Consider the following 12,654-nt stretch of genomic DNA (forward strand, 5'->3'; position numbering starts at 1 on the left):
AGCAGGCGGCGCGCGGGAATCCCACGCGCCGCATACTTATTCAGATTTTGCGATCCAAAACCTATTGGGCCGTGACGCCCATTTCCTCAAGCAGGCGGGTCGCGCCGTCGACCTTTTCCATGGTCCACAGCATGAAGCGGCTATCGACGTGGATGGTGCGGTTGATGGTCGGATCGTACATCCAGTCGGCGACCACGCCCTCGATCGTGCCGTCGAAGGCAAGGCCGACGAATTCACCGCGTGCGTTCAGCGTCGATGAGCCCGAGTTGCCGTTGGTGATGTCGACAGTCGAAAGATAGTCAACCGGCAGCGTACCGAGTTCGGGGGCGACATAGCGGCCGTAATCCTTGGCCTTGATCAGCGCGATCATCGTCTCGGGCGCATCGAATTCGCCGCGCCCGGTGTGCTTGGCAACGATCCCTTCCGCCGTGGTGAAGGGCGTCCAGATCTGGCCGTCAACCGCCTTGCCGGTCACCTTGCCATAGGTGAAGCGTAGCGAGCCGTTGGCGTCCGGATACATGGTCTTGCCCTGCGAGGCAGCATAGGCGAGGCGGGCTTCCATGACCTTGGAGCGGGCCTTCTGGACATTGCCGGAATTGGCCTTTGCTTCGGCTTCCTTTGCCATTGCCTCGTCATAGGTGGCGACCGCGAGCTGGATGAAGGGATCGCTTGACGCCTTGAAATCGGCGACAGACTTGCCGAGCCACTCCATGCGCTTGGTGGTGTCGCCCAGTTCGGTTGCCGCATACATCGCATCAAGATCGCGGCCTTCCATGAAGGCATCGAAGCTGGCGTTGCGCTTGTCTGCGGGCAGGGTGCGATATTCGCCGATACCTTCTGCCCAGATCGCCTTGTCGATTTCAGCGACAAAGCGACGCTCGATCCGCTGCATGCCCTGTGTCACAAAAGCACGGTCGCGCTCCTGATAGCCGGGTTCGCGATCCTTGTCGGGCTTGGCCTGTTCATTGGCCCAGCGGTAAAGCTGGCGGGCTGCACCATAAAGCTGGCTGCGGCTCAGCATGCCGCGCTTGGCATCGGCCAGCGCCTCGGCGTTGCTTTCCCCGATCAGCCGGTCGAGTTCGGCCAGCGCCGGGCCATATTGTGCCTGGCGCTTGGGATCGGCCTTGATCCAGGCGCGGAAACCCGCCTCTTCGGCTTGCTTCTTCTGGGTCAGCGAAATGGCATCGGCGCCTGCCAGCTGCCCGGCGATCTTCTTCTCGTAATTCTCGACGCCCTGAAGCGTTGCGGCATAGGCGATGGTTGCCGCCTGATTGCCCGCTGTCAGCGCGTCGATCAGATCCCCATATTCGGTCAGCCTGCGCTGTTGATAGGGGTAAAGTTCTTCAAAATTGAAGCGCGCTTCCTCGGCAGTGCGAAGACGTTCGGTGGTGCCGGGGAAACCGGCGACCATGATGAAGTCGCCCTCCTTCACGCCCTGTTTGGCGATTGGCAGGAAAGCCTTGGGCTTGAACGGCACGTTGTCCTTGCTGAACGCAGCGGACGAGCCATCAGGCGCGACGTAGGCACGGTAGAAAGCGAAGTCGCCGGTGTGGCGCGGCCACATCCAGTTGTCCTTCTCGCCGCCGAAATTGCCGACGCCCGCCGCCGGGGCATAGGCGAGGCGCACGTCCTTGATTTCAAGCTGCTGCTGGAGCCAGTACTGCGCACCGCCGAAATAGGCGCGAACGTCGCAGCGGCGGTTGGCCTGCTTTTCGCACGCTTCGACCAGCGCCTGGCGGTTGGCCTGCAAACGGTCGTAACGGGCGCGGCCATCGAGCTTGTCGGCGCCCTTGAGCATGGCGGCGGTCACATCGCGCAGGTCTTCGATCACATAGATGCGGCTGCCCGGCGCTGCGGGAATTTCATCGGCCAGCGTCTTCGCAAGGAAGCCATCGGCGAGGTAATCGTTCTCGGGCGACGAATTGTACTGGAGCGATCCCGCAACGCAGTGGTGGTTGGTCGCGACCAGACCCTCTGGCGACAGGAACGCCGCAGAACAGCCACCCAGCGATGCAATCGCAGTGAGCGGCGGACGCTGCAGATCGCCAAGGGTCTTGGCATCCAGTTCAAGCCCGGCGGCCTTCATCTGATCGGCAATCGCGCCGGTCTGGCTCGGCAGCCACATGCCTTCTTCGGCCTGCACGATGGCGGGCGCGGACAGCATCAGGGCGCTGGCACCGGCAAGGAGAAACTTCTTCATCATTGGCATCCCTTGATCTTGCGCCGCGCCTTGCCGGTCTGGGCAAGTGGCGGCGGACATGGCTTGGCCCGTCACCGGGCGAAGTTGGGCTGTTAGGCGAGATGCCCGCGTGGCGGAAGGGGGGATCAGCCCCCTTCGACGAACAGCCGACTGGCGGGGTTGAGCACCAACAGCAGCCGCACCGCGCCTGTCCCGGCGATCGGGGGCGAGCGGTGGATCGCGGGCCGTTCAGTGGCAAGCTTGCCCTTGAACAAGCCCACGTCAAAGGTGCGGAGCCGCTGAGGGTTCAAGGGTTCCTGCCCTGCCGCGACCCGATCAGCATTGCTTTCGTCAAGCCAGTCGGTGCCTTCGCCAACATAGGTGGTGATCAGCCGCGCGGTGACATAGTCTGCGTGCCATTTTCGGCAGGAATCGGTGCGCACCACCTCCAGTCGCAGTTCCAGCCGGGCAAGGTTCAATGCGGCGCAGAACCGCTCCGCCAATTGTGCTGCATCTGCTGCCAGAGCAGGGTGAAGCGCCTCGCCACCGAAGCCGTTTGCCTGCAGCCCTGCGGCCAGCATGGCGGCACAGTCGGCGGGTGTGCATTCGAACCGCAGGTCGGCTGGATCGCCTTCCACCAGCGCCGCGAAGTCGGCGAACGGCGCGCGCTCCCAGATTGCCAGACTGCAATCAGTTTCGCCGATGGCGTCAAGCACGGCGGGATGATCGGCTGATTGGCTCGTGCGGGCAAGAAGTGTGGCCATGCGTCTTTGGGTGTCCATTGGATGAAGTTTGTGACGTTGTAACATTGCATTACGCAAGGAAGATCACTCCCGCAAGCCCGCCGCGTGCTAAAGCCTCTTGCGAGCGATTATCATCTGGGCCATGACGCCATCCACCCAATCCATCCCATCTCCGGACCAAGGACGCACCCCCTATGAATAGCACCCTCAAACTCTGGACGCAGCTTGGCCTCGGCACGGCGCTGGCCGGCGGATTGCTTGCAGCTTGCGGCGGCGAGGCGGGCGGTGAAGGTGGTGCGGGCGAGGCCGGGGCACCGGCTGGTGCGGCGGCGACTGCGGGAGAGGGCGAAGGCGGCGCTGGCGGAGAAGGTGGGGGCGGCGAAAGCGGTGAAGGCGAGGGCGGCGTCGCGGTCTCTGACGCGGCCACCAATCCTGTCGCCTATGGCACCGCGCTGGCCGTGGCCGAAGCCCACGTGGTTGCCGCGCGCGATGCCTATGCAGCGGGCAAAAAGGACGCGGCGGCGGAGATGTTCGCTCATCCGGTCAGTGAAGTTCTGCTCGAGATGGACCCGGTGTTCACCGCGCTGGGGGTGGCGGACTTCAAGCCGCTGTTTACGGCCGGTTCGGATGCCGCCCTGGCAGGCAAGTCGGTTGCCGAGGTCAACAAGGCCTATGACGCGATCATCACGGCGCTGCGCGGGGCAGCCACCAAGGCGCCAAAGTCCGATGCCAGTGCCGCAAAGGTTTCGACCGGCGTGATCGCTGACCAGATCGAACGCGCCAGCGCGATGTATCGCCAGCTCGGCACGAATGACGCCTACGAGCCCTATCTCGACGGCTACGGTTTTGCCCGCGTGGCAGCGAGCGCCTTTGCGCGCGATGCTGCTGCGATCAAGGCCGAAAACCCGGCCGCCCATGCCCGCATCACCGAAGCGCTGACGCTGCTCGGCAAGGCCTATCCCGATGCTGCCCGTCCCGCGAAGTTGCCGGTTGAGGCTGGTGCGCTGTCGGCGGCTTCCTCCAAAGTGATGCTCGCTGCCGCCGATTGAAAGCAGGAAGTCAGCCCGGTCGGGCGGGCCAGATCCCCGCTATTAATGGCGAAAACGGGACAACGTGCGCAGATTTATCCCTGCGCGCTTGTGTTTACCATTCCTGATACCAGCCTCCTTCGATGTAAAGGGCTGTCGCTGCTGGGCCGCGACAGCACTCGCGCTTACACTTAGTTTTGGCGTATCGACCAGGCTAGGGCTTGCGCCGGCACAGCCGCCCCGTTCCAGGCCTTTGGCGGTGAAGACGCCTGTGAGACGGTTGATAATGTGCTCGAAATGACCGAACAGGTAGCCGATTTCGCGTCCGCCGCCCCCGATATCGCTCGCCGTAACCTCTGCGCTGCACCGATGTGGCGGTAAAGCTCGGTCATGAAGGACTGGCAGAAGCGCATGATCTCGCGCACGCCCTTGCCCTTGGGGTTGAAGTTGCTGCCGCACTTGCCGCCGCCCATCGGCAGGCCGGTCAATGGGTTCTTGAAGGTCTGTTCGAAGGCGAGGAACTTCAGCACGCTTTCGTTCACCGAGGGGTAAAGGGGATGCCGCCATTGTAGGGGCCGATCGCGTTGTTGTTCTGCACCCGCCAGCCGCGCTGGATGCGGATATCTCCGACATCGTCTTCCCAGCACACACGGGAGGAGACCACACGGTCCGGCTCGGCAATGCGGCGGAGGATCTGCTGGGAGTGATACTCCTCCTTGTCCTCCATGAATTCAAAGATGTCCTGGGCCACTTCCTGGACTGCCTGGACGAATTCCGGCTGATGCGGATTGCGCTTCTTCACGCCCTCCATGAAGCCGTTGAGATCGACGTGATCGGTCACTGCCGTGATATTCCCCCCCTGAGATTGATCTATGCGCCCGATGAAGACTCCGCTTGTCGTTTTGCGGCAAGTTATCAGGGCAAAGGGCAATTGTTGCAAGCAGGCAGGGGGAAGGGCGAAAGAAGCGGTCAGATGGCAGAGCTGAACTTGCGGATGGTCTGCGCGCGGTAGCTGTCGAACAGGGCAGCAATCACGCGGGCATAGGGCAGACCGCCGGGCAGGATTGCCAGCCGGGCGCCATCAAAGCTGGCGAGCCCTGCGTCGATGAAGGGCGTGAGCCGGTCTGCCGCAGCCGCTGCCAGATCGCCCGGCAGCAGCGCCTCGCCGCGGCACAGCAGCGCCTCGATCACCGCACCGCGGCGCTGGTCTTCGGGGCTGCGGATGATGCCATGGTTCGCCGACAAGCGTCCTTCGCCCGACATCTGGCGGTAACGGCCATTGTGTTTCTCGTTCTGGGCGAGCAGGCCCGGAAAGCCGCTGATCGCGGTTGCGCCGAGCCCGATCAGCACATCGGCCTGATCATCGGTGAAGCCCTGGAAATTGCGGCGCAGGGTGCCGCCGCGGGTAACGCGCGCCATCGGATCGTGGGGCAGGGCGAAGTGATCGAAGCCGATCGCTTCATAGCCGCTGGCGGCGAGGAACCCGTGCGCCTGTGCGGCCATGGCAAAGCGCGCCGCCGCGCCTGGCAGGGCATCTTCAGGGATCATCGCCTGCCGCGGGACAAGGTGCGGGACATGGGCATAGCCGAACACGGCGACCCGCTCGGCCCCGATCTTGACGGTCTGTTCCAGACTGTCCTCAAGATCGGCTTCGCTCTGGTGCGGCAAGCCGTACATCAGATCGAAGTTGAGCGAGGTCACGCCCGCACGGCGCAAGAGCTCGACGCTGCGGCAGATCATCGTCAGCGACTGTTCGCGCCCGATCGCCTTCTGGCAATGGGCAGCGAAGGTCTGCACCCCCATGCTGGCGCGGGTGATGCCGACCTCGCCCAGCACCGGCCCCCAATCGGGCGTGAGGCTGCGTGGATCAAGCTCGATCGACCATTCGGTGGCAAACAGCGGGAAATGGGCGTGGAGCGCATCCACCAGCGCAAGGAATTCGCTTGGCTGGATGGCATTGGGGCTGCCGCCGCCAAAGGCGACCCGGCGCACCCTTGCGCCCGCAGGCAGCAGGCTGGCGGCCGTGGCCAGCTCCTGATGCAGCGCATCAAGATAGGTTTCCACCCGCGCCCGCTTGCCCGATGCGCCGGTGTTGCAGCCGCAGTAATAGCAGATCTTCTCGCAAAACGGGATGTGCAGGTAGAGCGATACGTCCCCCTCCGCCCCGGCGATGGCGCGCTCGATCGCGCCGTCTTGCAAGGGGCCGAAATCGGCGGCTGTGGGATAGCTGGTGTAACGCGGCACCGGCGTGGCGAGGAGTTCGGGGTGATAGGTCCACATGAGCCGCTTAGAGCCGAGCGGGTGCCATACGTCTTTGCGCGAGATCAAATGCGGCGCTTGTCCTTTTCGCGGCAGGCGCCCGCATGACAGCCCTTGGGGTGGCAGTTCGGATCCTGTGCAGGCGCATCATCGCCCAGCGGAATGGTGATCGTGCCGCCGTTGCACAACTTGGCAGTGATCACCTCGGCCTGCGCAGGCAGAGGTCCGAGCATCACCGGCACCAGCGCGGCCAGTGCGAAGGAAAGCAGGCGCTTCATGCCTCGTCCTCCCCAAGTTCCTCATCGTCGATCAGGATGCGATTGGCTGCGCCGTCCATGTCGTCATACTGGCCGTGCCGCATCGACCACAGGAAGGCGACAAGGCCGAGCAACCCCATGCCGAGCGCAATCGGGATCAGGAAGGCAAGGCCGGTCATTCCTTGGCGCTCCCGGCGAGACGCAGCGAATTGGCGACCACCACGAGCGAGCTCACCGACATGGCGATGGCGGCGATCAGCGGCGTGACAAGACCCATCAGTGCCAACGGGACAGCGAGGACGTTGTAACCTATCGAGAAGGTGAAGTTTTCGCGCACGATGGTCATGGTCTTGCGCGCCACGCGCACGGCCAGCGTGACCGGCATCAGTGTCTCGCCGATAAACACCGCATCAGCGGCCTGCTGGCTGGCGTCAGAGGCAGTGCCGGGCGCGATCGAGGCATGGGCGGCAGCAAGCGCGGGGCCATCATTGAGGCCATCGCCGACCATCAGCGGGCGGTGGCCCTGTGCCTTCAGCGCCTCCAGCGCGGCGAGTTTTGCCTGCGGGCTGGCTTCGGCCTGTGCGGCAAGGCCCAGTTCGGCCGCGACCGCATCGACCGGCGCAGCGCGATCGCCCGAGAGGATGCTGGCAGAAAGGCCGTACGCCCTTAGCGCGGCGAGCGCCTGCGGGACATCGCTGCGCAGCGGATCGGCAAAGCGGATAGTCTGGCGGCGATCCCCGATGCGCAAGGTAGTGGCGAGACTTTCGCCAGCATCATCGGGCCGTTCAAGCGCCACAGTCACGCCCTGCCAGCGCCCGGTGAGGCCCTGCCCGCTGGCCTCCCGCAGATCCTCGACAGGGGCGGGGCTGACCCCTTCGCGCAGCAGCGCGGCGGCAAGGCCGCGGCTGAGCGGGTGACGGCTGGTCTGGGCGAGGCCCAGTGCAACGCTGCGCGCCTCGGCATTCAGCGCGGCGACATCGGCGCGCGGTTCGCCCAGCGTCAGCGTGCCGGTCTTGTCGAACAGCGCCACGTCGCATTCGGCGAGGCGTTCGAGCGCGCTGCCGTCTTTCACCAGCAGGCCGCGCTTCAACAGCGCGCCGCTCGCCACGACCTGCGCGGCGGGAACGGCCAGACCCATGGCGCAGGGACAGGTGATGATCAGCACGGCAATCGCGATGGTGAGCGACTGGTGCCACCCCGCGCCCGCGATCATCCAGCCGACAAAGGCCAGCGCGGCGAGGCTGTGGACCACCGGCGCGTAGAGGCGGCTGGCGCGGTCGGCGATGCGGACATAGTGGCTGCGCGATTGCCCGGCCTCGTCCATCAGCCGTGCGATTTCAGCCAGCGCTGTGTCCTCGGCCACGCGGGTCAGGCGCACCCGGATCGGTGCCGTGAGGTTGATCGCGCCGGCATGAATGATTGCGCCGGGGGCGACAGGCTCGGGCGCACTTTCGCCGGTCAGCATGGCATTGTCGATCGCGCTGGTGCCTTCGGCTACCTCGCCATCGGCGGCGAGTGCCTCGCCCGCGGCGACCAGCACCAGCATGCCGGGGTCAAGATCCTTCGCCGCCACCCGCCGGGTGGTGCCATCCGGGCCGATCACGCTCGCGCTCTTGCCCATCCGCCCCAGCAGCGCGCCGATCCCGGCCCGCGTCCGCGTGCGCATTTCGGCATCGAGCGCGCGTCCGGCGAGCAGGAAGAACAATAGCATCACCGCGCTCTCGAAATAGGCATGGCCGCCGCCGGTGATGGTTTCATACAGGCTGAGCGCAGTTGCCAGGATCACGCCGATCGAAATCGGCACGTCCATGTTGGTGCGCCTGTGGCTGAGTGCCATCCACGCGCTCGCAAAGAACGGCCGCCCTGAATAGGCGATCACCGGCAGCGCGATCAGCGCCGAAAGCCAGTGGAACAGATCGCGGGTCGTCCCGTCTGCGCCTGACCAGATGCTGACCGAAAGCAGCATCACGTTCATCATCCCGAAGCCCGCGACGCCCAGTGCGCGGTTGAGCTGCTTGCGCTCCTTGCCGTCATCCCCCAGCGGATTGTCGGCGACCGGGGCCGCTTCAAACCCCAGCGCCAGCAGCGCATTGGTTAGCGCGCCTTCATCCAGCGCCGGATCGTGACGGATCGCGACCCGCTTGGCCGAGAAATTGGCCCGCGCGGCGGCGATCCCGGCAACCTTGGGCAATTCGCGCTCGATCTTGCCGATACAGCCTGCACACTTCATCCCCGGCACGGTAAAGCGGGTGGTGGCAAGCGCCTCGGTTGCAGGGGTCAGCACAGGGGTGGGGGTGGCAATATTCACCGGACTTCGCTTTCCCCGGCCCATTCGTTCCCGCCTGCACGGATCACCATGCGCAGCCGCCAGCGGCCCGGCGCGATGTTCTCTGCGGACAGCCAGCGACCTTCGCCCGCGGGGCTAAAGGTGAGGGCAGTGGTGCCGCGATCACCAAGCGGACGCTCGGCTTCGGCAGTGATCACCGCGCCTAAGGGAACGGCGGTGGTTTCCAGCACCACGCGGCCATCGGCCCGGCGCTGCGGTTCGGCCTGCCAGCCCAGCGCCTTCGATGCTTCGGCCTTTGCGATCCAGCCATTATATTTCTGGCTGGCGACATAGGAGTTATCGACCACCGTGCCGTGAAAACTGCCCAGCGCAAAGCTCGCCATAAGCAGATTGACCGCGATCACCACGGCAAACCCGCCGACGAAAACCATCGCCATGTGGCGGCCGGTGAAGGTGCTGGGCTTGTGCATCATGGGTTCCCCGGCATGGCAAAGGTTGTTTCGGCAAGGTCGGTTTCGCCCTGTTCGTCAAGGCTCTTGAGACGGAAGGTAAAGCTGCTTGCCTGTTCGCCCCTTGGCAGCAGCACATAGGCGCGCACCACCTTGGTTTCATTGGCAGGGACGTCGATCACCTGCACCGGCGCGGCGTTTTCCAGGCTCACGCTTTCCGTCCACATCACCGCGCCTTGCGGAAGGCCGACGAGGGCCACTTCCATTGCTCGCGGGCGGGCTTCCATGTTCCTGAGCCGCAAGGTGTAGGCATTCCTGACCGAGCCATCCTTCAGCAGCATGAAGGGCGGATTGCGATCGGGCGATACGGTGAGATCGGTGTGGGTGCGGGTGCCGAGTGCGAACAGCAGGCCCGCACCGATGGCCCCCCAGACGCCGAAATAGATGAACACGCGCGGACGCAGCAGGGCCTTCCACGCAGGCGTTGCGGGCGCGCCTGCCGCTTCGGCCTCGCATTGTTCCAGTGTGGCATAATCGATCAGCCCGCGCGGGCGGCCGACGTCCTTCATGACGCGGTCGCAGGCGTCGATGCACAGCCCGCAGGTGATGCAGCCGATCTGCTGGCCTTCGCGGATATCGACCCCGGTGGGGCAGACCGCCACGCACATGTTGCAATCGATGCAGTCGCCATAGGCATCGGGGTTCTTCGCTGCCTTCTTCAGCGAGCCGCGCTGTTCGCCGCGCCAGTCCTTGTAGGTGACGATCAGGCTCTTTTCATCGAGCATCGCGGTCTGGATGCGCGGCCAGGGGCACATGTAGATGCACACCTGTTCGCGCATGAACCCGCCGAGCCAGAAGGTCGTGCCGGCCAGAATGCCCACGGTCGCATAGGCGACCAGCGCGGCCTCGCCGGTGAAGAAGTCCTGCGTCAGGGTCGGCGCATCGGCGAAGTAGAGAATCCAGGCGCCGCCAGTCGCCAGACTGACCAGCATATAGACCGCCCACTTGCTGGTTCGCCGCGCGATCTTGCCGGGCGTCCACGGTGCCTTGTCGAGCCTTATCCTGGCATTGCGGTCCCCGTCGAACAGGCGATCAATATGCTGGAACAGATCGGTCCATACCGTCTGGGGGCAGGCATAGCCGCACCATGCGCGGCCAACCGCGCTGGTCACCAGAAACAGGCCAATGCCCGCCATGATCAGCATGCCTGCCACGAAATAGAATTCGTGCGGCCAGATTTCGATGTCGAACATGTAGAAGCGGCGGTGGGCCAGATCGATCAGCACTGCCTGATCAGGGGCATAAGGCCCGCGATCCCAGCGGATCCAAGGGGTGATCCAGTAGATCCCCAGTGTGACGATCATCACCAGCCACTTGAAGCGACGAAACGGCCCGTCGATCCGCTTGTTATGGATCGTCTTGCCCTTTTCATAGAGGGCGGACCCCATGAAGCCGACGTCCTCCGCGACGGACGCGAGGCGAGGGGGCGCAGCCTCGGAATCGAGCGCTCCTGCCCAATCGCGGGCCTTGCCCGGCGTGGCAGGGGTGCGCTCTGAATCCCTCAGGTCAGCCATCATTCTCCGCCTTTGCCGTCTGGGCAACCTCGGTTGTGGCGTCCGCTTGCGGCTCTGCGGGCGCTGCCTGCTGGCCACCGCCGCGCGAGTGGACATAAGCCGCCAGCATCTTGATCGTCACCGGATCGAGCCGGTCTTTCCACGCGGGCATCACGCCGTGGCGGGGCTGAAGGATCTGCTTTTTCACCTCGGCAGGGGTGCCGCCGAACAGCCAGATCGCGTCATTGAGCGCAGGCGCACCCATGGCGATCATCCCTTCGCCGCCCGCACCGTGGCAGGCCGCGCAGTTATCGGCATAGGTCTGTGCGCCGACCGGGCTCGACTTGCCCTTGCCCGACAGCGAGAGCACGTGGCCGGTGAGCGCGTCCACCTGCGCAGGCTCGAACAGGCCGTCGAAGGCGGGCATGTAGTTGACCCGTGTCTCATCGGCGGCTTCCCAGCGGATGCCGTGGGTGAGGGTATATTCGATGTCGGTCAGCGTGCCGCCCCAGATCCAGTCGTCGTCATTGAGGTTGGGGTAGCCTTTGGAACCGGCTGCACCGGCACCGTGGCACTGGACGCAGTTGACCTTGAAGGCCGCCGCACCGCCTGAAACCGCGGCCTGCATCAGTTCCGGGTTGTCGGCCAGCGCTTCTATATCGGTCGCGGCGATCTGGGCGATGATGCCCTGCCGCGCAGCTTCTGCCGCGCTCATCTCCTTGGCGAGCTCGCCCCGGCTGGACCAGCCCAGCGTGCCGGCGGTCGCCCGTTCGAACAGCGGCCAGGCCGGGTAGAGGATGACATAGACCAATGCCCAGGCGATCGTGGCGTAGAAGGTCCACAGCCACCAGCGCGGCAGCGGCGTGTTGAGTTCCTCGATCCCATCCCATTCGTGGCCGACGAATTCGGTGCCGGTGGGCTGGTCGATGCGCTTGTTGGCCCCAGCTGCGTCAGACATGGTCTTCTTCCTTGAAAATCGAGTGCTTGGCTGCGTCCACATGGCGCTCTGCGCCGGGGCGGAAGTGCCACAGGCACAGTGTCAGGTAGAGCGCGAAGATCACCGCAAGGCCGTAGGAATCGGCGAAGTGGCGCAGGGTTTCATAAAGGCTCATCGGCCCTTCTCCCGGCTCAGTTCCTCCTGCGCGGCGACGTTGTTCACATCGACCAGCGTGCCGAGCATCTGCATGTAGGCCACCAGCGCATCCATTTCGGTGACGCGCTTGGGATCGCCGTCAAAGTCGCGGATCTGCGCCTTGGGATAACGCTCCGCCAGATCGCCGGTGTCGGCATCGGGATTGGCCTGCGCCATGAGATCGGCCTCGGCCTTTTCGATGTCGGCATCGGTGTAAGGCACGCCCACGCGCCTGAGAGCGGTGAGGTTGGCGGCCGGATCGGGAACCTTCAGATCGGTCTCCGCAAGGAAGGCATAGCTCGGCATGATGCTTTCCGGCACCACGCTGCGCGGCGCCTTGAGGTGCTGGACGTGCCATTCATCCGAATAGCGCCCGCCCACGCGCGCCAGATCAGGCCCGGTGCGCTTTGACCCCCATTGGAAGGGGTGATCATACATCGATTCCGCCGCCAGGCTGTAATGGCCATAGCGTTCGACCTCGTCCCGGAAGGGCCGGATCATCTGGCTGTGGCAGGTATAGCAGCCTTCGCGGATGTAGATGTCGCGGCCTGCCTGTTCGAGCGGGGTATAGGGCCGCATCCCTTCAACCTTCTCGATCGTGTTGTCGATCCAGAACAGGGGTGCGATCTCGACGATCCCGCCGACAGCAACAGTCAGCAGCGTCGCTGCGGCGAGGAGCGTGACGTTCTTCTCAAGCTTCTTGTGGCCCTCGAAGACGTCGCTTTGGGGTGCGTTCTTGCTCATATGCGCGTTCCTTCTCGCACCGC

12 protein-coding genes and 1 pseudogene are annotated in these 12,654 nt (G+C 64.7%); 1 reads left to right on the top strand and 12 read right to left on the bottom strand.

Translation table 11 applies throughout. The annotated features are described in order from the left end of the window. Window positions 1-61: 61 nt before the first annotated feature. A complete protein-coding gene (locus CHX26_RS06595; RefSeq protein WP_104943314.1) occupies window positions 62-2,200 on the bottom strand; it encodes a S46 family peptidase in 2,139 nt (712 codons plus the stop codon). Window positions 2,201-2,325: 125 nt separating this feature from the next. Continuing rightward, a complete protein-coding gene (locus CHX26_RS06600; RefSeq protein WP_172449734.1) occupies window positions 2,326-2,943 on the bottom strand; it encodes a DUF1826 domain-containing protein in 618 nt (205 codons plus the stop codon). A gap of 173 nt (window positions 2,944-3,116) precedes the next feature. On the opposite strand from CHX26_RS06600, the gene CHX26_RS06605 reads away from it, so the two are divergent. Beyond that, window positions 3,117-3,971 (top strand): hypothetical protein, encoded by an 855-nt coding sequence (locus CHX26_RS06605; protein WP_104941687.1) that lies wholly within the window; start codon window positions 3,117-3,119, stop codon window positions 3,969-3,971. A gap of 213 nt (window positions 3,972-4,184) precedes the next feature. On the opposite strand, the pseudogene CHX26_RS06610 reads toward CHX26_RS06605, so the two are convergent. The 10 genes and pseudogenes from CHX26_RS06610 to ccoO all read right to left on the bottom strand — a co-directional run. Continuing rightward, window positions 4,185-4,761 (bottom strand): annotated as a pseudogene (locus tag CHX26_RS06610) (Glu/Leu/Phe/Val dehydrogenase dimerization domain-containing protein); the annotation flags it as partial. A 158-nt stretch (window positions 4,762-4,919) separates the two neighbouring features. Next, a complete protein-coding gene (locus CHX26_RS06615; RefSeq protein ID WP_104941688.1) occupies window positions 4,920-6,230 on the bottom strand; it encodes a radical SAM protein in 1,311 nt (436 codons plus the stop codon). A gap of 44 nt (window positions 6,231-6,274) precedes the next feature. Then, complete coding sequence (locus tag CHX26_RS06620; protein ID WP_104941689.1) at window positions 6,275-6,487, bottom strand: hypothetical protein; 213 nt, start codon at window positions 6,485-6,487, stop codon at window positions 6,275-6,277. Beyond that, window positions 6,484-6,645, bottom strand: coding sequence for a cbb3-type cytochrome oxidase assembly protein CcoS (ccoS, locus tag CHX26_RS06625; protein ID WP_104941690.1), 162 nt, complete (start codon window positions 6,643-6,645; stop codon window positions 6,484-6,486). The genes CHX26_RS06620 and ccoS overlap by 4 nt, the downstream gene beginning before the upstream one ends. After that, complete coding sequence (locus CHX26_RS06630; protein WP_104941691.1) at window positions 6,642-8,798, bottom strand: heavy metal translocating P-type ATPase; 2,157 nt, start codon at window positions 8,796-8,798, stop codon at window positions 6,642-6,644. Before CHX26_RS06630 ends, ccoS begins: the two co-directional genes overlap by 4 nt. Continuing rightward, window positions 8,771-9,226 (bottom strand): FixH family protein, encoded by a 456-nt coding sequence (locus CHX26_RS06635; RefSeq protein WP_104941692.1) that lies wholly within the window; start codon window positions 9,224-9,226, stop codon window positions 8,771-8,773. Before CHX26_RS06635 ends, CHX26_RS06630 begins: the two co-directional genes overlap by 28 nt. Beyond that, the gene (gene ccoG / locus CHX26_RS06640; RefSeq protein ID WP_104943315.1) at window positions 9,223-10,650 is read right to left on the bottom strand and encodes a cytochrome c oxidase accessory protein CcoG; all 1,428 of its coding nucleotides are present in this window, start codon (window positions 10,648-10,650) and stop codon (window positions 9,223-9,225) included. Before ccoG ends, CHX26_RS06635 begins: the two co-directional genes overlap by 4 nt. Window positions 10,651-10,768: 118 nt before the next feature. Then, a complete protein-coding gene (gene ccoP / locus CHX26_RS06645; RefSeq protein ID WP_104941693.1) occupies window positions 10,769-11,713 on the bottom strand; it encodes a cytochrome-c oxidase, cbb3-type subunit III in 945 nt (314 codons plus the stop codon). Then, a complete protein-coding gene (locus tag CHX26_RS06650; RefSeq protein ID WP_104941694.1) occupies window positions 11,706-11,867 on the bottom strand; it encodes a cbb3-type cytochrome oxidase subunit 3 in 162 nt (53 codons plus the stop codon). The genes ccoP and CHX26_RS06650 overlap by 8 nt, the downstream gene beginning before the upstream one ends. After that, on the bottom strand, window positions 11,864-12,631 hold the full coding sequence (gene ccoO / locus CHX26_RS06655) for a cytochrome-c oxidase, cbb3-type subunit II (protein WP_104941695.1): 768 nt from the start codon (window positions 12,629-12,631) through the stop codon (window positions 11,864-11,866). The genes CHX26_RS06650 and ccoO overlap by 4 nt, the downstream gene beginning before the upstream one ends. Between the last annotated feature and the right edge of the window lie 23 nt (window positions 12,632-12,654).

The sequence above is a fragment of the Porphyrobacter sp. HT-58-2 genome (assembly GCF_002952215.1).
Lineage (GTDB): Bacteria > Pseudomonadota > Alphaproteobacteria > Sphingomonadales > Sphingomonadaceae > Erythrobacter.